Below are 18,510 nucleotides of genomic sequence, written 5' to 3'. Positions count from 1 at the left end.
CTTAGCCGATCACGGTCGGAATACTCATGATCAAACGCTGGGTGTAGTCCACCAGAGTGGCCAGCATCCAGGGGCCAAGCAGTAGCAAGGTGGCAAAAATACCCAGAATTTTCGGAATGAACGACAAGGTCATTTCATTGATCTGCGTGGCGGCCTGCAAAATACTGACCAGCAAACCCACCACCAGCGCTACCACCAACAGCGGGCCCGATACCATCAGCATCACTTCCAGTGCTGCCTGGCCCAAGTTCAATACAGTTTGGCTGTTCATGTTTGTACGCTCAGTTCACTTGAGTTTAGTTTAGTTCAGGTCTCGAAGCTGGCCACCAGCGAGCCAACCAGCAATGTCCATCCATCGACCAGTACAAACAACATGATCTTGAATGGCAAGGAGATGAGCATGGGCGACAGCATCATCATACCCATGGACATTAGCACGCTGGCTACAATCAGGTCGATGACCAGAAACGGCAGGAATATCATGAAGCCGATCTGAAAGGCGGTTTTCAGTTCGCTGGTGACAAATGCAGGGATCAAAACGCGCAAGGGCACGTCCTCGGGATTCTCGACATTTTCCACTTTGCCAAGGCGCATGAAGAGTGCCAGATCGGGTTCACGGGTTTGTTTCAGCATGAAGTCTTTCATGGGCACGCTGGCCCTATCGGTCATTTCCTGAAACTCGATTTCATTGTTGGAAAACGGCAGGTAGGCGTTTTCATATACGCGATCAAACACTGGTGCCATGATGAAAAAGGTCAGGAACATGCTCAAGCCAATGATGACCTGGTTGGGTGGTGAGTTTTGCGTGCCCAGCGCCATGCGCAACAGCGACATCACAATCACGATGCGGGTGAAGCCCGTCATCATCAACAGCAATGCTGGCAAAAAACTGAGAAATGTAAAAAACAGCAGCGTTTGAATGGGGACGCTGTAGTTGGTGGTGCCGTTGGCACCCGGCGTGGCCGTAACACCGGGCAGCACTTGCTGGGCTTGCGCTTCGGGCAAGGCCAGAAGAAGCAGCATGAGCAACAGGCTTGATGCGGTCAGCTTGCCGGCAGGGGAACGCAGGGGATTCATGATGATTTCACCTTGCCTGCCTTGACGCGCTCCAGCATTTTTGCAAAGTTCACGGCGGGGTTTTGTACTTCGTCCAGCGCAATGCTGCCCGCAGGCATGCTGTGCAGGGTGTTGATGCTGTTGCTTGTCATGCCGAGTACCAGCCAGGTGTCACCGATTTCAACCAGTACTATTTTTTCACGTGGCCCCAGTGCCGAGGTGGCCAGTACCTTGTAAAAGCCGCCGCGGCGTTGCTGGTTGCCAATGCCCATGCGTTTGAGCAACCACACCAAGGCGAGCAACAGGCCCACCACAAACAGCAAGCCCAGTGTGGTTTGCAGCAGATGGCCTGTCATGAATGTCCCACCGCATTTTTGTTTTTTTGTTGTAGTTGCATGCCTTTGTACTGCGAAAGGGTATCAACGGTTGAGTTTTCTCAAACGCTCGGATGGCGTGATGATGTCAGTTAACCGGATACCAAATTTGTCGTTGACTACCACCACTTCGCCTTGCGCAATGAGATAGCCGTTCACCAGCACATCCATGGGTTCGCCAGCCAGGCCGTCCAGTTCAATGACAGAGCCTTGCGCCAGTTGCAGAATGTGCTTAATCGGTATCTTCGTCCGACCCAGCTCAACAGTCAACTGAACCGGGATGTCGAGAATCATGTCAATGTCGTTCTGCGTGCCTGAAGCCACACTTCCTGCAAAAGGCTGGAACAAACCAGAGGCGGGTTTTGCGTCGCTGGCCTGTGCAAACAGGTTGTCGGTGTCGCTGGTGCTGGTGGCGGTGGTGCTGGCTTGTTCGGCCAATGCGGCTGCCCAGTCATCTGCTGCGTCGGTTACGGTATCTACTTGCTGTTCAGACATGGTGTTTTCCTTATCTTGATCGCTATTCGTGTGTTTTTTCGGCCTGCTTGGCTTCCTTGCTCAGCAAGGCCTCCAGGTTCAGCGCATCGGCGTGTGAGTCGTTGCTCACAGCCAGAACTTCTTCAACTTTCAATGCATACTGGCCACCGCTGGTGCCGTAGCTGCAATTGAACACGGGCACATTGTCCACACGCGCTTCAATTACTTTGTCAATTTCAACGGGAATGACGTCGCCAATTCTCAGCTCCATGATGTCGGCCACCGTCAGCTGTGTGCTGGCCAGGCTGGCCACCAAATCCACTTCGGCCATTTGCACCTGCTTTTTCAGCATGGTGACCCAACGTTTGTCGGGTTCGGCTTGGTCACCCTGCATGCTGGAGTACAGCAAATCGAGAATGGGTTCCATGGTGGAATAGGGGATACATATGTGAAGTGAACCACCACCGGCACCCAGTTCAATCGAGAACGAGGTGGTTACCACAATTTCAGATGGGGTTGCGATGTTGGCAAATTGGGTGTGCATTTCCGAGCGCAGGTATTCCGGTTTCAGGGGAAACACCGGTGCCCATGCTTTGACGAATTCTTCACGAAGGACTTCCAGCATGCGGGCGATAATACGCTGCTCGGTTTGAGTGAAATCACGCCCCTCAACGCGGGTGTGAAAACGCCCGTCGCCACCAAAAAGGTTGTCGATGACTGCAAACACCAGGCTGGGGTCAAAAATGAACAGGGCATTGCCGCGCAAGGGCTTCATGGCCATGATGTTCAGGTTGGTGGGCACCACCAGATTGCGAATGAATTCGTTGTACTTCAATACTTTGACTGGGCCTACGGAAATTTCCGGGCTTCTGCGCATGAAGTTGAACAAGCCAATGCGGATTAAACGCGCAAAACGCTCATTGATAATTTCAAGCGTGGGCATGCGGCCACGAACAATACGTTCTTGTGTGGCCAGGTTGTAAGGGCGAACGCCTTCAGCGGATTCAGACGCGTCTTTCGTTTCTTCTTCGCCGTTCACACCCCTGAGCAGGGCATCGACTTCGTCTTGTGAAAGAAATTCTCCGGGCATGGTGCAGCGCGTCCTGTTACTGAATCACAAAGCTGGAAAAATGCACGTCGCGAATGCCACGCGTGGGGTCTTTCGGATCGCCTTTGATGGTGACGCGAGCCAGGTCCACCAGTTCATCCATCAGCTGTTGTTTGCCTTCAATCGAAGTGAGATTGCTCACGTTCTTGCCCGACAGTACCAACAAGATGCGGCTGCGAATCACGGGTGTGTAGTTCTTGATTTCTTCGGCTTGTGCGGGGCCGCTCACTTCATAGGTGATGCCAATTTGCAGGTAACGGGTGGTGTCTGGCTCGGCCAGGTTGACTACAAACTGGTCCATGACTACGAATGTGGGTGGGCCGACCGGCTCTTCTACAGTTTCCTCTGCGGCGCCTTCACCACTTGCGTTGCCCAGCATGAAAAAAGCTGCTGCGCCGCCTGCGGCCAGAACGGTCAATACGATTGCAAGAATCAGGATCAGTTTTTTCTTGGATCCTTTTTCGGGCGCTGCTGCTTCTGGGGCTGCTGCAGCGGGTGCCGGGGCGACTCTGGCCATGCTTGACTCCGTAAGTTCAATTGCTGTTGTGTGTCACTTTCAAACTCTATTGTGTCTGAAAGGTTTCTGAGCAAACCCCCGAAAAGCCGTGTTGTTTGGACCCAATTCCTTCGTCAGGCTTGCTTGATCAGGCAAACAGGTCGAGCTTGCCTTCCGGTTTTCTGGCTGTTGCGGCGGTCGCGGGTGCACCTGATTCCGCTTGGGAATTGTCACCGCCAGCGGCATGTTGCCCACTGCCTTGGCCCTGGTTCCGGTTTTGATCAAACTGCGCTTGACTGTTGTTGGATTGGCCTTGGGAGCCAGGGGTGTTGCTGTGCTGAATTTGTACCTGGTTCAATTGCAGGCCGTTTTGGGCCAACACCTCTTTCAAGCCGCCCAGGGCTTGGGTCAACAGGTTGGCTGAAGCTTCATCCTGGGTGCGAATTACCAGTTGAACCTGTTGGCCTTTTTGTACCAGACGCATGTTCATGGGACCAAAACTTTCAGGGTTCACGCGAATGTCGACGGTGGATAAATTCTTGCCGATCGCCCATTGCACGGTTTGTCCCAGTTCTTTGGCAAAGCCGGGTTGATTGACCGGTGTCTTGATCAGGGTTTGTTGCGCACTGCCTGCCGTGCCAGTCAGGCCGTTGGTGCCTGCGGCAATGCCAGTGGCCGTGCCAGCGGATTGCAGGTTGCCAGCAGCCAGAATTTTCTGGCCAACTTTCAAACTTTCTTCTCCAAAACCCTCACCCATGGCTTGCGCCCGCTGAGCGATTTGCTGCGTTATTTGTGGGGCCACTTGCTGGTTCAATTGCTGGTTCAGTTGCACCTGTGCGGCATTGCCCACATTGCCAGGACCATTGCCTTGGGCAGTATCAGCTCGCATTTGAACCGTGCTGTTGGCAATTGTGGCGTCAGCTTTCAACTGGGCGGTGGTTTTAAGGTCAGGCCGTGCTTTGTCTGTACCAGCCAGTTCATTGCCGGTAGTTTGTTCTGGTTTTGTTGGATTAATCACCTGCGCCACGGGCTCGCCATCGGCGGCACTGTTCAATGCCAACTCAGTGGTGGTGGGGGTTGTATCCAGCGCCGTACCGCTGTTTGCCGGGTTTGTGGTGTTGCCAGGCAATGCCACTTTCGCGGCCTGTTCAGTATTGTTGTTTGCGTTTTGTTCCGGTGTTTGCTGCGCACCACGAGCATTTGCCTGGCTGTTCTCGCTGCTTGTTGATGCGTTGGCTGAATCAGTGGGTGCCGTGTTGTCAGGTGCAACAGCCTGTTTTGCAGCTTCGGTATCTTTGGTATCTTTAATCACTTCGTTTGCAGTAACTGGTGTGGCTTGCTGCACCGGTGAAGTTTGCATCCAGTTGCGCTGCGCCCACACAGCCGCTTGGGCTGCCTGGGCGGCCTCGGCGTTGGCCGTGCTTTCGTTGTTCTTTTTGGGTTTGCTCTGTTGGTACAAACTTTCCCGCAATTGGCTTTCAATGCTGTTGAGCTGGGCTGTAGGTGCCGATTGGCCCAATGCTGAACTGAACAGCTCAGTAAAATTCAATTGAGACTCTTGCTGACCTTGCTTGGGCTTGTTGCCCACCGCAGGGGTTTGCACTTTGTTGACATTGTTCATGGCTTGGGTACTCGTGTTCATGAGGGCTCCCCAGCGGTGTGAACCCGGTAAATGCGTGCGGCAAATTCATCGTTCATTTTTTGGTCGCGCTTGTTTTCAAGTTTGGCCTGTTTGAGTTTTTCACGTTCCACCAAGGCTTCAAATTTGCGCTGCTCGGCCAGTGCCTCTTGCCATTGCGTGCGCTGGTGGGCCAGCGTGGTGTTCAGAAATTCAATTTCGCGGCTTTGTTGTTCAATGGCTTGGGCAATTTTGCCGACAAAGGCCAACTGGTTGCGCAGTTGTTGCCCTGTCATGCCGGTGCTTGCCTTGTTGTGCATGCCGCCCTCGCATTCGTCGCGGTAGGTTTGCAGCATGTTCAATTTGTCCTGGCCTTGAACCAGTTTTTGCTGGGTGCTGGCCATGCCTCTGGCCAGGTTGTCGGCCTTTTCGCTGGCCTGTTCAATCAGGATTTGCAGCACATTGCTCATGGGCATCCAAGCAGTTTAGTGTTTGTCGTTTTTAAATTCGTTCGGAAATAGCGATTGAAGGCCTGCGAGCGCTTCATCGAAACTTGCACTCTCTAACATTGACTGTTGCAGCAGGTTTTCAATCTTTGGATAAAGGGCCAAAGAATGGTCCAATTGCGGGTCTGCCCCCGGAGAGTAAGCACCCACGGTGATCAAGTCGCGGTTTCGCTGTACCCTTGAGAAGGCGGCCTTCAAGCCACGGGCCGCATTCAGGTGGCCTGCAGGCACAATGTTGTGCATGGCCCTTGAAATGGATTGTTCAATGTCAATGGCAGGGTAGTGACCGCTTTCAGCCAGTTGTCGAGAAAGCACAATGTGGCCATCCAGAATGGCGCGAGCCGAATCAGCGATGGGGTCTTGCTGGTCATCGCCTTCAGTAAGTACGGTATAAAACGCAGTAATTGAACCGCCCCCTTTTCGGCCATTGCCAGCCCGTTCAACGAGCGTGGGAAGTTTGGCAAACACGCTGGGCGGGTAGCCTTTGGTGGCAGGGGGTTCGCCAATGGCCAGGGCGATTTCACGTTGTGCCATGGCATAGCGGGTCAGCGAATCCATGATCATCAGCACGTTGTGCCCCTGGTCACGAAAATGCTCGGCCACAACCTGGGTGTAGGCTGCGCCTTGCATGCGAAGCAGGGGGCTGACGTCGGCGGGGGCAGCAATCACCACGCTGCGTTTCAGGCCTTCTTCACCCAGAATCTGCTCAATGAATTCTTTCACTTCGCGGCCACGTTCGCCGATCAGGCCAACCACCACACGGTCGGCTTTGGTGTAGCGGGCCATCATGCCCAGCAACACGGATTTACCCACACCGGAGCCGGCCATTAAGCCGATTCGTTGGCCTCGGCCCACGGTGAGCAATGCATTGATTGCACGCACGCCCACATCCATTGGTTCGGTGATGGGTTCGCGTTCAAGCGGGTTGATAGGGCGTGCCGCCAAGGGGCTGCGTTTTTCAAATTTCAGTTCACCCAGGGTGTCCAGTGGGCGGCCATTGCTGTCCACCACGCGGCCCAGCAGGCTGTCGCCCACGGGCAGGTGTTTGGTTTTGTCCTCGGGCCTGCGCCAGGGGTGGGCTTTCACACCCAGCTTGGGTGCAATGGGTGGGGGCTCTTGTGCAATCACTTTTGCGCCGGGGGTCATGCCGTGCACATCGGTGGCGGGCATCAAAAACAGCTTGTCGCCATTAAAGCCCACCACTTCGGCTTCCAAAGGTGGAGCTCCTTTTTGCACCACAGTGCACACACTGCCCACCGGCAGTTTCAAGCCCACGGCTTCCATCACCAAACCGGCCACGCGGGTCAGTTTGCCAGTGGCCAATTGGGGCTGGCTGTGTTCAACCAGAAATTTGCATTCGTCAATCCAATCCAGCAGGTCAGCCATTTACTCGGTGTCCTCTGGGCTTAATGGGTTATTGCGGCCCAGGGCTTCAATGGCCCGTAGCCAGCGGGTTTGAAGTGTTGCGTCCACTTCGCCCTCCGGGTGCTGTAGCAAAAAACCACCTTGCAGTTGTTTCGGGTCTTCGATCATGCGCAGATTCCCCAGCATTTGCTGATCGCCAAACTGGGCTTCAAGCACGCGAATGGTGTTGGGGTGTGCACGCAGGGTGACCGCTTTGCTGTGCAACTGCATGCTTTCCAAAACCTGGTTCAACAATTCGGCGGCCTGTTCAGGATGAAGGGCAAGGGTGTCGCCAATCACTTTTTTGCTGACCAGCACTGCGAGGTCAAGCAGTCTTTCTGACAACTCGCTTTTAAAGCGTTCGAATTCCGCTTCCATGGTGCTGGCAGCTTGCACCAACACCACACGTTCGTTGTGTGCGGCATTCCAGCCCGCTTCATAGCCCAGCTGCTGGCCACGTTCCTCAGCCTGTTTCAGGGTGTCTTTTTCAAGTTCTTCCAGCTGTTTCTCGCGCCGGGCCAGTGCCTGCTCCCATTCTTTCAAACGCAGTTCCTCTGCGGTGGGGGCAGGAGGTGGGGCGCTGCTTTCAGTTTGATGCCGGTTGATCTCCGCCATCATTCGGTCCACTGGGTTTTCGTAGCGCGAGCCAATCAGCTCAACCGACCAGTTCGGCAATTCCGCGGCATCCAGTCCGCGAATAATGCGGTTAGATGAACGCATCTTCACCGCCTCCACCCAGCACTACTTCGCCGGCATCGGCCAGTTTTCTGGCTACTTTCAGTACATCCTTCTGCGCCGCTTCCACTTCGGACAGGCGAACCGGGCCACGGCTTTCCAGGTCGTCGCGCAGGGCTTCTGCCGCGCGGCTTGACATGTTTTTGAACACCTTTTCGCGAATCGCTTCGTCCGCACCTTTCAGCGCGATGACCAGCAGATCGGTTTGTACATCGCGCAAAATGCTCTGCATGCCGCGGTCGTCGATGTCGAGCAGGTTGTCAAAGGTGAACATTTCATCCTGAATACGCTGGCTGAGTTCGTTGTCGTATTCTCGAATGGTGTCCAGCACGTTTTTCTCTGAAGTGGTGCCCACAAAGTTCAAGATTTCAGCCGCAGCACGCACTCCACCCAGGGTGGTTTTCTTCAGTTTGTCGCCACCGGCCAGCACTTTGGACAGCACATCATTCAATTCGAGCAAGGCATTCGGTTGAATGCCATCAATCGTGGCTATTCGCAGCACCACGTCGCTGCGAAGGCGCTCTACAAAAAGGTTTAGAATTGCTGCGGCAAAGTCGCGTTCCAGGTGAACCAGAATGGTGGCAATAATTTGAGGGTGTTCATTTTTAATCAATTCAGCCACAGTGCCCGGGTCCATCCACTTCAGGCCTTCAATGCCAGAGGTGTCGCTGCCCTGCAAAATACGGTCCAGCAGAAAACCAGCCTTGTCTTCACCCAGTGCACGTGTCAGCACACTTCGGATGTAGGCATCTGAATCAAGGCCCAAAGCACTTTGGCTTTGCGCAATTTGAACCACTTCGCCTGCAATTTCTTCGATGCGGTCGATGGGCACGTCTTTGGTTTTCGACATTTGTTGACCCAGCTTTTGGACTTCTTTGGGGCCGAGGTATTTGAATACTTCTGCGGCCTCTTCTTCGCCCAAGCTAAGCATCAGGATTGCGCCTTTTTGAATGCCAAGTTCGCTTTCTGCCATGGTGTTGATTCCTCGTGGTGCTTTGTCAGGCAGGCCTTAGCCGTTCTGTGTTTCGCCGTTGACCCAGTTTTTTACGATGCTCGCCACAATCTGTGGGTGTTCTTTGGCCAATTGGCGCAGTTTTTCCATTTTTTCCTGGCGATTCATGCCGGGCAGGGTGCCTTCGCGTTGAAGTTGCTCAAGCAACTCTGCGTCGTTGTCGCCGCCCACCTGGTTGGCCAGAAGTGGCATGCGTTGTCCAGGCAGCAATTCTGGCCCTTCGTCGAACAAATCGACTTCAGCCGGTTTCATCATGGGGCGCAGTACACCGAATACCAGAATGGCGGCGATCAGTGCAATGCCAATTGGCATGCCCAGTGATTTCGCCAGGTCCATGGTTTCCTGCTGTGCCCACATGGGGATGGTTTCTTCTTCCACCTTGGTGAAAGCCTGGTTCACCACATTGACCGCGTCACCGCGTTGTTCGTCAAAGCCAATGGCCTGCTTCACCAGGCTGTCCAGTTGGGCAATTTCCTCGGGTGTCAGTGGCACTTGGCGTGTTTCGCCTTTGGGGTCGGTGATTGTTTTGTAGTTCACCACCACGGCGGCGGACAGGCGTTCAATTTTCCCGACTTGCGATTTGGTGTATTGCACCGATTTGTCCACTTCGTAATTCACGGTGGAGTCTTTGCGGGTGCTGCTGTTGGTTTGTGTCGGTGTATTGTTGCCACCGTTTGCGCCGTTGGCCAAGGCCTGTTGCGGGTTTTGGCCAATGTTGGCCGCTGCCTCTCCCGGTGGAGTGTTGGCCATGACACCTGGTACGCCTTGCGGGTTGGCATTGCTGCTGCCGTCGTTGGACTCGCTGATTTGTTGGCTTCGAATGGTGGCTTGTGTTGCATCACCATTGGGTTTGTAAATTTCATCGGTGCGCTCAGACGTGGAGTAATCCATGTTGGCGGTTACGGTGGCACGGACGTTTTCGCTGCCGAACACGGGGCTGAGAATATCAACAATGCGGCTGGTCAGGCTTTGTTCAATCTGGTTGGTGTAGGCCAGCTGCGTGGGGTTCAGGCCGCTTTCCAGTTGTGTCTTGCCTGTGAGCAGGCGACCAGATTGGTCAACAATGCTGACGTCTTCCGGGTTCATGCCGGGCAGGCTGGAGGCCACCAAATGCACGATGCCGTTGATTTGGGGCTCCGACAGTGTGCGGCTACCAAACAGGTTCAGCACAATGGATGCGCTGGGCGTTTGCTTTTCACGGATAAAAATGGATGGCTTGGGAATGGCCAAATGCACGCGAGCGCTTTGCACCGCTGAAATGGATTGAATGGAGCGAACCAGCTCACCTTCCAGTGCACGTTGATAATTCACTTGTTCCTGAAATTGGGTAATGCCCAGCTTCTGGTTGTCCATGGCTTCAAAGCCGCTCACACTGCCTTTGGGCAGGCCTTGGCTGGCAAGGGCCAACCGTGTGTCGTACACCTTCTCCGAGGGCACTAGAATCGCGGTGCCAGCGGTATTGAATTCATAAGGCACTTTCATCTGGGTCAGTGCTTCAACAATGGCTCCACCGTCCTGGTCGTTCAGGCCGCTGAACAGCACGCGGTAACTGGTCTGGTTGGCCCACATCAGCAGAGAGGCGACCACCGCGATCAGCAATGGCACGCCGATCAGGATACCCATTTTGTTTTTCTGGGGCAGTTTTGCGAAACGTTGCTGCATATTGGTGATCGGGTTGTTGCCAACCGGGCCGATCACTTCGGGGCTGCTAAGAACTTCTGCCATGGAATACCTGCATGTGGGTTGAATATTGTTCTACCCATGCATTGTGCGTGCTGGGGTGCGCAAGCAATTCAATAAAAAGGGGGCCTTAACGGCACCTATTTCAAAAACTTGAGGGTGGTGTTTAAAAAATAAGGGGGGTTTTACCCCTTGTTTGTGGCAATGGCTTGCCCCGCTTGCCTGTACAAAGAGAGGGTATAAACAAAAATTCCGCGTTGGAGTGTTTCATGATCGACAAAATGGGGGCCGTGAGTGGCCTGTTAAGCAGTGCGGTAACGGATGCCATCAAAAGCCCGTCGCTGACCAGCAAGCCACAGGCACTTGACCAGGCCTCGTTTGCCGATGCGATTGCCAAGGCTTTGGAAAGCGCAAGCCTGTCGGCTGACAAGGCTGCTGACCTGGGCAAGCGTTTGCAGATGGATGACCCCACTGCCTCGGTTGAAGAAACCGTGATCGCCATGAATACTTCATCGCTGCAATTTACAGCGGTGGTTCAGGCCCGAAACAAAATTCTTCAGGCCTACAACGACATCATGAACATGCCTGTGTAATGTTTTGAAGTCGTTCTGAATTCCAGACAGGCTGTGGCACAATCCAGTTCATTGACCCCATTGAAGAACTGGAGCCCGGCCCATGATTGCACCTTTCCCGATTGCCCGAGACAACCGCGCCGAAACCGCAACCGACCTCTTTATGTTGCCTCAGTTGGCGAACCGGCATGGTTTGATCACAGGCGCAACCGGCACGGGTAAGACTGTCACTTTGCAGGTATTGGCTGAAGCTTTTTCACGAATGGGCACGCCAGTGTTCATGGCCGATGTGAAAGGCGACTTGACCGGTATTTCCCAGCCCGGGAAAACTTCTCCGAAATTTGAAGAGCGTCTGAAAATGACTGGCATTCCTGTGCCGGAATTTGCAGGCAGCCCGGTGACTTTGTGGGATGTGTTTGGTGAACAAGGCCACCCGGTGCGCGCCACCATCTCCGACATGGGCCCTTTGTTGCTGGGCCGTTTGCTGGGTTTGAACGACACGCAAGAAGGCGTGTTGAACCTGGTATTTAAAATTGCGGACGACAACGGCATGCTGTTGCTGGATTTGAAAGACCTGCGCGCCATGTTGCAGTACGTGGGTGAAAACGCCAAGCAGTTCACCACCGAGTACGGCAATATTTCTTCAGCTTCGGTGGGCGCCATTCAGCGTGGCCTGCTGGCCTTGGAGGGGCAGGGGGCCGACAAGTTTTTCGGTGAGCCCATGTTGAACATTGATGACCTGATGCAAACCGATTCCAATGGGCGCGGCATCATCAATATTTTGGCGGCCAACCAGCTGATGAATTCGCCGAAGTTGTATGCCACCTTCCTGTTGTGGTTGTTGTCTGAACTGTTTGAGAATCTTCCCGAAGTAGGCGATGTCGAGAAACCCAAAATGGTGTTTTTCTTCGATGAGGCGCACTTGCTGTTTACTGATGCACCCAAACCCCTGATTGAAAAAGTCGAGCTGGTGGTTCGCCTGATTCGTTCCAAAGGTGTGGGTGTTTATTTCGTAACCCAGAATCCGTTGGACGTTCCCGATTCCGTGTTGGGCCAACTGGGCAACCGCGTTCAGCACGCCTTGCGGGCCTTCACCCCGCGCGACCAGAAAGCGGTGAAAGTGGCGGCGGAAACCATGCGCCCGAATGCTGGTTTGGACATTGAAGCGGCCATTACCGAACTGGGCGTGGGTGAAGCCTTGGTCAGTTTTCTTGATCCCAAAGGCACGCCAAGCCCCACATGTCGCGCCTGGGTGTATCCACCTGCCAGCAAGTTTGGCCCGGCCAGTCCCGAGCAATGCAAGGAATTGATTGCGAATTCGTTGGTGGCGGGTGTTTACGAAAAAACTGTAGATCGTGAATCGGCTTTCGAAATGTTGAAGGCGCGCACCGAGCAGGCGATGGCGGCGCAGGATGCCGCGGAAACACCCGCTGCTCAGGGCACTCAAACTGCCGAGGAAAAAAGCACTTTGAGTGGCCTGGGTGACATGTTGTTTGGCACCAGCGGAGCAGGTGGGCGCAAACGCCAAAGTGTTGCAGAAACCATGGCAAAAAGCGCGGCACGCAGCATCGGCTCACAAGTGGGTCGCGAGCTGATGCGCGGCATTTTGGGTTCTCTTTTGGGTGGCAGCAAGCGGCGCTGACCAACAGAACTTAGTCGATCGAATGCAGGTTGGCGCGTTGCCTGCGTTCGGTTGCCAGCAAAAAGCGTTGCAAGCGGCGCTCGGAACCCCGTTCCAGTGTTTTCATCTCGCAACCCAGCTGAACCATTTCAGGGTGGTCTGCCATCGGCTTGATGTTTCGCACCACCAGTTCAACCAACATACTGCCTTCGCCGTCGGGAAGGGTTAGGCGAACGTCTGGAATGACTTCTCCAGCCTGATGAAGACTGGGCGATGTTTGCAAAGACAAGCCGCAACCTGCCAGGCTGATGTCGATCAGGCTGATTGGACTATCCACCGCCGGAATTTCGAGTTTGACCTGTGAGTTCAATTCTTCATCGGCCATGACCCGGAAGTAATTGCGCCGTTGCAGACGAACAATCGTTTTGGGAATGGCAATGCGCAAGGCGTCGGCCCCTTGATACTGGCTTTGCAAAATACCCACGCCAGCAAACTGCACTTTAACGCCATCGGGAAAGCTCACCATGACGTAGGCAGTTGAGGCATTGCAATTGCTGCTCAAGGCTTTTTCATAGGGTGTGCCCAGCCACATCAGGCCAGTGGTCCAATCAATGTTCAGTATTTCGGTGACAAACTGGGTGTGATCAGATTGCAGATAAACATAAAGCTCATGCTCGTCTTCATCGATGGTGGTGAGGAGTTTGCGCAGAGTGGGTACTGCACTTAAACTGAATTCCTCGAGCAGCTTTTGATCGCGTTCAGGCGCGATACTGGTGTTGTGACTCATGACTTTCCCTCTGTACTGAATTCTTTGTTTTCTATTTGATACACCCAAGCCAACAATTCCGCAATTGCCTGGTACAGCCCAGGTGGAATTTGTTGGTCCAGATCGACATTCATCAGCAACGAGACCAGCTCGCGGCTTTCATGAACAAATACGCCAGATTCTTTGGCTTTCTGGATAATTTGCTCTGCAATCAAACCCTGACCTTTGGCCACAACCTTCGGTGCGCCAGAGTGTTCAAGGTAAGCCAGTGCCACGGCTTGTTGGGGGCTCAGTTTATTCGCCAATTTCAAACCCCGTGGGTACCATGAACTGGCCGTGAACCAGCTTTAATCCTTTGTCATCCATGGCTTGCCGAAAGGTTTGCCAGTGGGGGTCAATGGCCTGTTTGCTGCGTGCCGGCCCGGTAATTTGTACATCACACTGTGAACCTACCATGCGCACTCGAACATTCAGTTCACCCAAATGAGCCATGTCCAGTTTCAGGCGTGCAACCCAGGGGCGGGCTGCTTCTTCGTTGTTCTGTTCTTCCTGGTCGCTTGCCTCTTCCGTGTCGGGTTCAATGTCAATTTGAACCGGGTGCCCCAACAGGCCACTGAGGGCCAATGAAATCCGATTGTTGTCCAGTGCGGCCAGTTGTGCGGTCACCAGTTTCACCGACTGGTCAACGGCTGCCGGGTTCAAACCTTTTTCCGAAATCACCTGGTCTTGCCCAAACCGGGCTTGGGGTTCTTTCGCAATTTGATCGGTGCTGCGTTGCCCATTGGCCCACTGTTGCAGGTGCGATTCATAAAACAAACCGCTGTTTTCAACAGCTGCACTCACCTGCCGCGCCAACACGCCTGCAAGGCTGTTGTTCAGGTTGCTCAATGTGTTCACACTCTGGGTTTGCTGTGCCTGGCTTTGAGGTGTGGTTTGCGCCACGGTGCGGGTATTGGGCGTTGTATTGTCGGGGTCAGCCAGCAAGACGCCGGGCAGGTTGGTTTGTGTTTGAAACTGGGTACTCAATTGCTTCAGGCTGGTCATCACCGAAGTGGAAACTTGCGTGGGTGCCCCTTGTCCTAAGCGCTCAAGAAGTCCAATCAGCCGTGCGGTGCCCGAAAGCCGGTCCACGAAACTGGGAGAATCCTGTGCCTCGCCATCGTCGACACTGACTGGAAGCGTGGTGAGCAGGTTGCGGGCATCGGCTATCTTTTTACCGCCGCTGGCACCACCTGCGGACAAATCATCGCCTTTGCCGGACAGTGCAAAGGCGACTGTGACCATTTCGCCCGCCGTGAGCTGTCGCCCAGGGGGCAATTTAACCTGAATATTCTGGCCCGCAAACTCAAGTTCAGCTTCATTGCCAGGCCCGCCTTTCACCACACGCACCAAAGCGGTTTGCCCGGCAAGCTGTTGGGCCTGTGGCAGCGGGAGTTGGCGGGTCAGTATGGCAACAACGGGCGCAATTTCGCCTTTGCCCGAGGAAACGCGATCGCCCGGATTGGATTGAAGTACGGAGTTGACGTTGGGTGGAGCTGATTTAACCGGGGTTAATGCCATGTCTCACACCCGCTGCTTTAGCGCAATGGCTTAGTTGGATCCGTAAGAGTTGCTGAGTTTCTGCGAGTTGTTGGCTGCGCGAAGAAATTCTTCCAACTGCTTAAGGCGGGGTTCGGTGATGTCACGAATGGCAGCATCGTCGGCCAGAATCTTTTTCAGATAACCAATGTGCTGACTGCGTTCCTTTTCATTCAGTTCGGTTTGTTGCGCTTCCTTGATGGCTTGAAGCTCGTGGATCAGCTTCGAGCACTGCTCTTCGGCAGCACACAACTCATCCCAATTGCCGGCCTTGGCCGAATCAAGCATCACCTGGCTTTGATTCGCTATGGCGGCGTACAGCTTCATGATTGCACCGTTGTTGTCTGTCGCGAAGATCATGGTCGAGAGCGGTCCTAAGTCGTTGTTATGATTTGGTGGCGGTCTGGCCGATTTCCAGCCAGGCAGTACGCAGGTCATCGAGCAAGGCGATGCAGGTGTCCATGCGTTCCGGACTGTTTTGGGCGTTGGCCAAAATCAGTTCTTTGCCAATGTAGTCGTACAAGGAAAGCAGTTGCTGGGCGAGGGCTCCACCGGCGTTCACGTCGAGCGATGCGGTCAATCCATCTTTGATGATGCGCAGCGCCTTGTCCACCGACTTGGTTTTCATCTCGATGTTTTGCATTTCCAGGTAAATTTTGGCCTTGCGAATGGCCTCAATGGCCCCTTCGTAAAGCATCACAATGAGGCCATGGGGTGAGGCACTGTTGATGCCCGTTTCCAGTCCTACTTGTGCGTATGCTTTTGCGCCGTACATCATGGTGCGTTCACTTGGTGATTTGTCTTAAACAAATAGTAGGGCTTGCGCCCCCTGTTTGATCCGACTAAAAACAGGGGTTTTAGGGCACAGTTCCGCGCTTACCGCTATTTGGCCAAGGCGGCCAGTTGCTGGCTTAAATAAGAACTTGTCTGCTGCATGCTGGCCAGCATGGAATCCAGCGCCGTGAATTGGGCTCGGTAGCGCTTTTCAACCTGTTCAAGTCGAAGGTTGATTCTATCTTCCTGATCGTCCAGGCGAGACTTCCTGCTGGTCAGTCCGTCGGTTCTTGACACCAGGCTGCCGCCTTCATCTGTCAGGCTGCCTATCCAGTCGCTAAGTCGTTCTGCAAGGCCCTTGCTGAAGGTAATCGAGCCCATGTTGCCGCTAGCGCCTTGAACCACTGAAAATTGCAGACCCTCGCTGGCATTGCCAGTTGCGCCGGTCAAAACATTACCCACGCCCGTGCCTGCCACACCGTTGATGGTGCCTGCAATTGTGTTGCTGCCATCGTAAGCCGTGCTCACATTCACTGCATAAGTGCCTTCCTGGGTCATGTTGCTGGCACCCAGGTACTTTACACGCGCATCGGTGGTGGTTGCAGTGTTGGTGAAAACCTTTTCCAAAATGGAAGGGTCTGCGGCCACGGCTGAGTCCAGTTTGCTTTTGTTGAGCGACAAAACACCGTCTTTGTCAAAACTCAAACCAATGTCACTCAAACCAAGGCCGTATTGGGCAACTTGCTCGCGCAGAATATTGCGAAGGCCACGTTCGAGGTTGGATGGCGTTGTTTCCTTGGACAGCGTAGCGTCTTTCTGCTGTTGATCTTTCAGGTTGCCCCGAATCTTGTTGTAGGCGGTAACAAAGCCGTCCAGCGTTGTTTTTAAAGCTGTGTCGTCTAAGCCTACTTCCAGATTCACTGCGGTAGTTGTAACTGCTTTCAGGTTAAGACTCAGGCCCTCAACGGCGTCGGTTACCGTGTTGCTGGCCTTGCTGACCGCCAGGTTGTTGATGGTGAAGTTGGCGTTCTGTGCCACTTGAAGCGAACTGGCATTTTTGCCAGCCCCCACCGCTGCGGTGGGATCAAAAGCCAATCTGGACAAACCCGCAGTGTCTGTGTTGTTGCCATCGGCGTCTGCTACTTCCAGTTTGAAACCGTTAACGGCACCCGTGTCTTTGCTGGTCAACACCAAACGGGAGCCGGTGCCATCGTTGATGATGGATGCGGTAACGCCAGCGTCGGAATCATTGATGGCTTGTCGAATGCCGTTCAGAGTTTGCTGACCAGTGCCAATATTGATGGTTACCGGGGTTTTGTCTGCATTGTTGGTGAATGTGTTGCTACCAGAATCGTAACTGCCCAGTGTGATTGTCAGGCTGCCTGTGCCCACAGTGGTGTCGGCGGTGGCCACGCTCGATGCAGCAACACTTTGGGCTTTGGCCAGTTGACTGACCTGAATGCTGTAGGTGCCCTTTGCTGCTGTGGCGCTGGCTGTAGCCGCCACCTGTTTGTCGTCGCTGGAGGTGACTTTTAGCGGATTCAGGTTACTCAAATTACTGAGTTTGTCGGCTGCAGATTTAAGGTCTGCAAATGAATTCTTGATGATGCCGTAAATTGAAATCTTGGTATTGATCGCCGTGCGTTCCTGACTCACTTTGGTCAAGGGAATTCGCTCGGCGGCCATCAAGGAGCTGATGATGCCCTCAATGTCCAATCCAGAACCAATGCCTGCCGATGAAATTCCTACCATGATTTATTCCCCTTGTTGCGTTCTAGACTTCACGTGACATGAGAACGCCTTGCATTTTCTCGATGGCTTTTGCGATCTTCAGCATTTCAACCGATGGAATTTGTTTCAACACTTCCTGGGTTTCCCTGTCCACGATTTGAACAATCGGTTTGCCGTTGTCGCTGTCGACCAAAAACTTCAGGTTGGATTGATTGCTGGTCAGTGCGGCGTTTGCCTTCTGAACCACTTCAAGCACTTCACTCACGCTTAACTCTGCCTGTTCGCCCATCAAGGGTTTGGCTCCCGCACCGGGTACGGGTTTTGTGTTACCGGCATCCTGCGGTTTTTGCAGGGCAGTTGCATAATCAGCCATGTTTGAAATGTTCATTTTCGCCACCTTTGCGAATTTTACGAGGCCACAACAAGCCCCCATGACTTGATTAACGGCAGGTTTAGGGGTTTTCTTTAACGTTAAAAGCCCGGTGAGCTTGATTCACCGGGCTTTTTGTTTGATTTAAACCCACTTTTGGCGGGTTCTTGTCACTGATCAGACTGGGTCTGAATTAACGCAGCAGGCTCAACACGTTGTTGGGCAGCTGGTTGGCCTGGGCCAACATGGCTGTACCAGCCTGTTGCAGAATCTGGGCGCGAGTCAGGTTCGCAGTTTCCTTGGCAAAGTCTGCGTCCATGATTCGGCCGCGAGCGGAACTCAAGTTGCTGCTGGTGGTTTCCAAAGAGCCAACCACTTGTTCCAGTCGGCTCAAGCCTGCACCAGTGGTAGCGCGCAGGTTGGTGATGTCGTCAATGGCGGTGTCAATGGTGTCGATCGCGGTTTCTGCGTTGGCGGCGGTATCTACACCACCGAAGGCAGTCACGATTGCGGCTTGAGTTGCGCCACCCAGGGTGGTTTGCAGGTCGTTGCCGCCGGCGGTGCCATCCTCTGTCAAGTTCACTGCCAGTGTGTCGGCGGCGTCATTGCCAGAACCAATTTGCAGTTCAACAGAC

Annotated in this window: 22 protein-coding genes; 2 read left to right on the top strand and 20 right to left on the bottom strand. The window is 53.9% G+C overall.

Annotated elements, in window-relative coordinates:
• Position 1: 1 nt before the first annotated feature.
• The 12 genes from fliQ to fliF form a co-directional block, all read right to left on the bottom strand.
• Positions 2–271 (bottom strand): flagellar biosynthesis protein FliQ, encoded by a 270-nt coding sequence (fliQ, locus tag B4C79_RS15590; RefSeq protein WP_275272094.1) that lies wholly within the window; start codon positions 269–271, stop codon positions 2–4.
• Between the two features lie 35 nt (positions 272–306).
• The gene (gene fliP / locus B4C79_RS15585; RefSeq protein WP_291741256.1) at positions 307–1,077 is read right to left on the bottom strand and encodes a flagellar type III secretion system pore protein FliP; all 771 of its coding nucleotides are present in this window, start codon (positions 1,075–1,077) and stop codon (positions 307–309) included.
• Positions 1,074–1,412: a flagellar biosynthetic protein FliO gene (gene fliO / locus B4C79_RS15580; RefSeq protein WP_171098226.1), complete on the bottom strand. Its 339-nt coding sequence runs from the start codon at positions 1,410–1,412 to the stop codon at positions 1,074–1,076. Before fliO ends, fliP begins: the two co-directional genes overlap by 4 nt.
• A gap of 63 nt (positions 1,413–1,475) precedes the next feature.
• Positions 1,476–1,925 (bottom strand): flagellar motor switch protein FliN, encoded by a 450-nt coding sequence (fliN, locus tag B4C79_RS15575; protein ID WP_008252492.1) that lies wholly within the window; start codon positions 1,923–1,925, stop codon positions 1,476–1,478.
• Positions 1,926–1,947: 22 nt separating this feature from the next.
• Positions 1,948–2,994 carry a flagellar motor switch protein FliM gene (fliM, locus tag B4C79_RS15570; protein ID WP_291762685.1) on the bottom strand — a complete coding sequence of 349 codons (1,047 nt, stop codon included), beginning with the start codon at positions 2,992–2,994 and terminating at the stop codon, positions 1,948–1,950.
• Positions 2,995–3,010: 16 nt separating this feature from the next.
• Positions 3,011–3,529 (bottom strand): flagellar basal body-associated FliL family protein, encoded by a 519-nt coding sequence (locus B4C79_RS15565; protein ID WP_291739115.1) that lies wholly within the window; start codon positions 3,527–3,529, stop codon positions 3,011–3,013.
• A 127-nt stretch (positions 3,530–3,656) separates the two neighbouring features.
• On the bottom strand, positions 3,657–5,150 hold the full coding sequence (locus tag B4C79_RS15560; RefSeq protein ID WP_291739114.1) for a flagellar hook-length control protein FliK: 1,494 nt from the start codon (positions 5,148–5,150) through the stop codon (positions 3,657–3,659).
• Positions 5,147–5,596: a flagellar export protein FliJ gene (fliJ, locus tag B4C79_RS15555; protein WP_168426925.1), complete on the bottom strand. Its 450-nt coding sequence runs from the start codon at positions 5,594–5,596 to the stop codon at positions 5,147–5,149. The genes B4C79_RS15560 and fliJ overlap by 4 nt, the downstream gene beginning before the upstream one ends.
• A 15-nt stretch (positions 5,597–5,611) precedes the next feature.
• Positions 5,612–7,018, bottom strand: coding sequence for a flagellar protein export ATPase FliI (gene fliI / locus B4C79_RS15550; protein WP_291739113.1), 1,407 nt, complete (start codon positions 7,016–7,018; stop codon positions 5,612–5,614).
• Entirely contained in the window at positions 7,019–7,756 is a 738-nt protein-coding gene (locus tag B4C79_RS15545; protein ID WP_291739112.1) for a FliH/SctL family protein, read from the bottom strand.
• Positions 7,743–8,744, bottom strand: coding sequence for a flagellar motor switch protein FliG (gene fliG / locus B4C79_RS15540; RefSeq protein ID WP_105028581.1), 1,002 nt, complete (start codon positions 8,742–8,744; stop codon positions 7,743–7,745). The genes B4C79_RS15545 and fliG overlap by 14 nt, the downstream gene beginning before the upstream one ends.
• A 36-nt stretch (positions 8,745–8,780) precedes the next feature.
• On the bottom strand, positions 8,781–10,508 hold the full coding sequence (fliF, locus tag B4C79_RS15535) for a flagellar basal-body MS-ring/collar protein FliF (RefSeq protein ID WP_291739111.1): 1,728 nt from the start codon (positions 10,506–10,508) through the stop codon (positions 8,781–8,783).
• 224 nt (positions 10,509–10,732) lie between these two features.
• Between fliF and B4C79_RS15530 the strand changes: the two genes are divergently transcribed.
• Together B4C79_RS15530 and B4C79_RS15525 are read left to right on the top strand one after the other, a co-directional pair.
• Positions 10,733–11,056, top strand: coding sequence for a flagellar hook-basal body complex protein FliE (locus B4C79_RS15530; RefSeq protein WP_008252509.1), 324 nt, complete (start codon positions 10,733–10,735; stop codon positions 11,054–11,056).
• An 82-nt stretch (positions 11,057–11,138) separates the two neighbouring features.
• Positions 11,139–12,677: a helicase HerA-like C-terminal domain-containing protein gene (locus tag B4C79_RS15525; protein ID WP_291739110.1), complete on the top strand. Its 1,539-nt coding sequence runs from the start codon at positions 11,139–11,141 to the stop codon at positions 12,675–12,677.
• A gap of 10 nt (positions 12,678–12,687) precedes the next feature.
• Here B4C79_RS15525 and B4C79_RS15520 read toward each other — a convergent pair whose 3' ends face one another.
• From B4C79_RS15520 to B4C79_RS15485, 8 genes are all read right to left on the bottom strand, one after another.
• On the bottom strand, positions 12,688–13,443 hold the full coding sequence (locus B4C79_RS15520; protein WP_291739109.1) for a flagellar brake protein: 756 nt from the start codon (positions 13,441–13,443) through the stop codon (positions 12,688–12,690).
• Positions 13,440–13,727, bottom strand: coding sequence for an EscU/YscU/HrcU family type III secretion system export apparatus switch protein (locus tag B4C79_RS15515; protein ID WP_008252515.1), 288 nt, complete (start codon positions 13,725–13,727; stop codon positions 13,440–13,442). The genes B4C79_RS15520 and B4C79_RS15515 overlap by 4 nt, the downstream gene beginning before the upstream one ends.
• On the bottom strand, positions 13,717–14,982 hold the full coding sequence (locus tag B4C79_RS15510) for a flagellar hook-length control protein FliK (protein ID WP_291739108.1): 1,266 nt from the start codon (positions 14,980–14,982) through the stop codon (positions 13,717–13,719). Before B4C79_RS15510 ends, B4C79_RS15515 begins: the two co-directional genes overlap by 11 nt.
• A gap of 30 nt (positions 14,983–15,012) precedes the next feature.
• Positions 15,013–15,360, bottom strand: coding sequence for a flagellar protein FliT (locus tag B4C79_RS15505; RefSeq protein ID WP_168426926.1), 348 nt, complete (start codon positions 15,358–15,360; stop codon positions 15,013–15,015).
• 25 nt (positions 15,361–15,385) lie between these two features.
• On the bottom strand, positions 15,386–15,778 hold the full coding sequence (gene fliS / locus B4C79_RS15500; protein ID WP_105028587.1) for a flagellar export chaperone FliS: 393 nt from the start codon (positions 15,776–15,778) through the stop codon (positions 15,386–15,388).
• A gap of 104 nt (positions 15,779–15,882) precedes the next feature.
• Positions 15,883–17,526, bottom strand: coding sequence for a flagellar filament capping protein FliD (gene fliD, locus B4C79_RS15495; RefSeq protein ID WP_291739107.1), 1,644 nt, complete (start codon positions 17,524–17,526; stop codon positions 15,883–15,885).
• A 22-nt stretch (positions 17,527–17,548) separates the two neighbouring features.
• Positions 17,549–17,893, bottom strand: a complete 345-nt coding sequence (locus B4C79_RS15490; protein ID WP_291739106.1) for a flagellar protein FlaG — start codon at positions 17,891–17,893, stop codon at positions 17,549–17,551.
• A 175-nt stretch (positions 17,894–18,068) separates the two neighbouring features.
• The coding region (locus tag B4C79_RS15485; protein ID WP_291751884.1) for a flagellin at positions 18,069–18,510 on the bottom strand (442 nt) is incomplete at its 5' end.

It is taken from the genome of Limnobacter sp. UBA7229 (assembly GCF_002473065.1).
In the GTDB taxonomy this organism is placed as follows: Bacteria; Pseudomonadota; Gammaproteobacteria; order Burkholderiales; family Burkholderiaceae_B; genus Limnobacter; species Limnobacter profundi.
Note: the sequence above shows the minus strand (reverse complement) of the source record. Positions and strands in the feature narration are given on the sequence as shown.

Bases quoted from the DNA above. Each gene is read 5' to 3' on its own strand.
- fliM (WP_291762685.1), bottom strand. From the start codon at position 2,994: ATGCCCGGAGAATTTCTTTCACAAGACGAAGTCGATGCCCTGCTCAGG.
- B4C79_RS15565 (WP_291739115.1), bottom strand. From the start codon at position 3,529: ATGGCCAGAGTCGCCCCGGCACCCGCTGCAGCAGCCCCAGAAGCAGCA.
- fliF (WP_291739111.1), bottom strand. From the start codon at position 10,508: ATGGCAGAAGTTCTTAGCAGCCCCGAAGTGATCGGCCCGGTTGGCAAC.
- B4C79_RS15525 (WP_291739110.1), top strand. From the start codon at position 11,139: ATGATTGCACCTTTCCCGATTGCCCGAGACAACCGCGCCGAAACCGCA.
- B4C79_RS15545 (WP_291739112.1), bottom strand. From the start codon at position 7,756: ATGCGTTCATCTAACCGCATTATTCGCGGACTGGATGCCGCGGAATTG.
- fliS (WP_105028587.1), bottom strand. From the start codon at position 15,778: ATGATGTACGGCGCAAAAGCATACGCACAAGTAGGACTGGAAACGGGC.
- fliQ (WP_275272094.1), bottom strand. From the start codon at position 271: ATGAACAGCCAAACTGTATTGAACTTGGGCCAGGCAGCACTGGAAGTG.
- fliD (WP_291739107.1), bottom strand. From the start codon at position 17,526: ATGGTAGGAATTTCATCGGCAGGCATTGGTTCTGGATTGGACATTGAG.
- B4C79_RS15520 (WP_291739109.1), bottom strand. From the start codon at position 13,443: ATGAGTCACAACACCAGTATCGCGCCTGAACGCGATCAAAAGCTGCTC.
- B4C79_RS15530 (WP_008252509.1), top strand. From the start codon at position 10,733: ATGATCGACAAAATGGGGGCCGTGAGTGGCCTGTTAAGCAGTGCGGTA.
- B4C79_RS15490 (WP_291739106.1), bottom strand. From the start codon at position 17,893: ATGAACATTTCAAACATGGCTGATTATGCAACTGCCCTGCAAAAACCG.
- fliI (WP_291739113.1), bottom strand. From the start codon at position 7,018: ATGGCTGACCTGCTGGATTGGATTGACGAATGCAAATTTCTGGTTGAA.
- fliJ (WP_168426925.1), bottom strand. From the start codon at position 5,596: ATGAGCAATGTGCTGCAAATCCTGATTGAACAGGCCAGCGAAAAGGCC.
- fliO (WP_171098226.1), bottom strand. From the start codon at position 1,412: ATGACAGGCCATCTGCTGCAAACCACACTGGGCTTGCTGTTTGTGGTG.
- B4C79_RS15510 (WP_291739108.1), bottom strand. From the start codon at position 14,982: ATGGCATTAACCCCGGTTAAATCAGCTCCACCCAACGTCAACTCCGTA.
- fliP (WP_291741256.1), bottom strand. From the start codon at position 1,077: ATGAATCCCCTGCGTTCCCCTGCCGGCAAGCTGACCGCATCAAGCCTG.
- fliN (WP_008252492.1), bottom strand. From the start codon at position 1,925: ATGTCTGAACAGCAAGTAGATACCGTAACCGACGCAGCAGATGACTGG.
- fliG (WP_105028581.1), bottom strand. From the start codon at position 8,744: ATGGCAGAAAGCGAACTTGGCATTCAAAAAGGCGCAATCCTGATGCTT.
- B4C79_RS15505 (WP_168426926.1), bottom strand. From the start codon at position 15,360: ATGATCTTCGCGACAGACAACAACGGTGCAATCATGAAGCTGTACGCC.
- B4C79_RS15560 (WP_291739114.1), bottom strand. From the start codon at position 5,150: ATGAACACGAGTACCCAAGCCATGAACAATGTCAACAAAGTGCAAACC.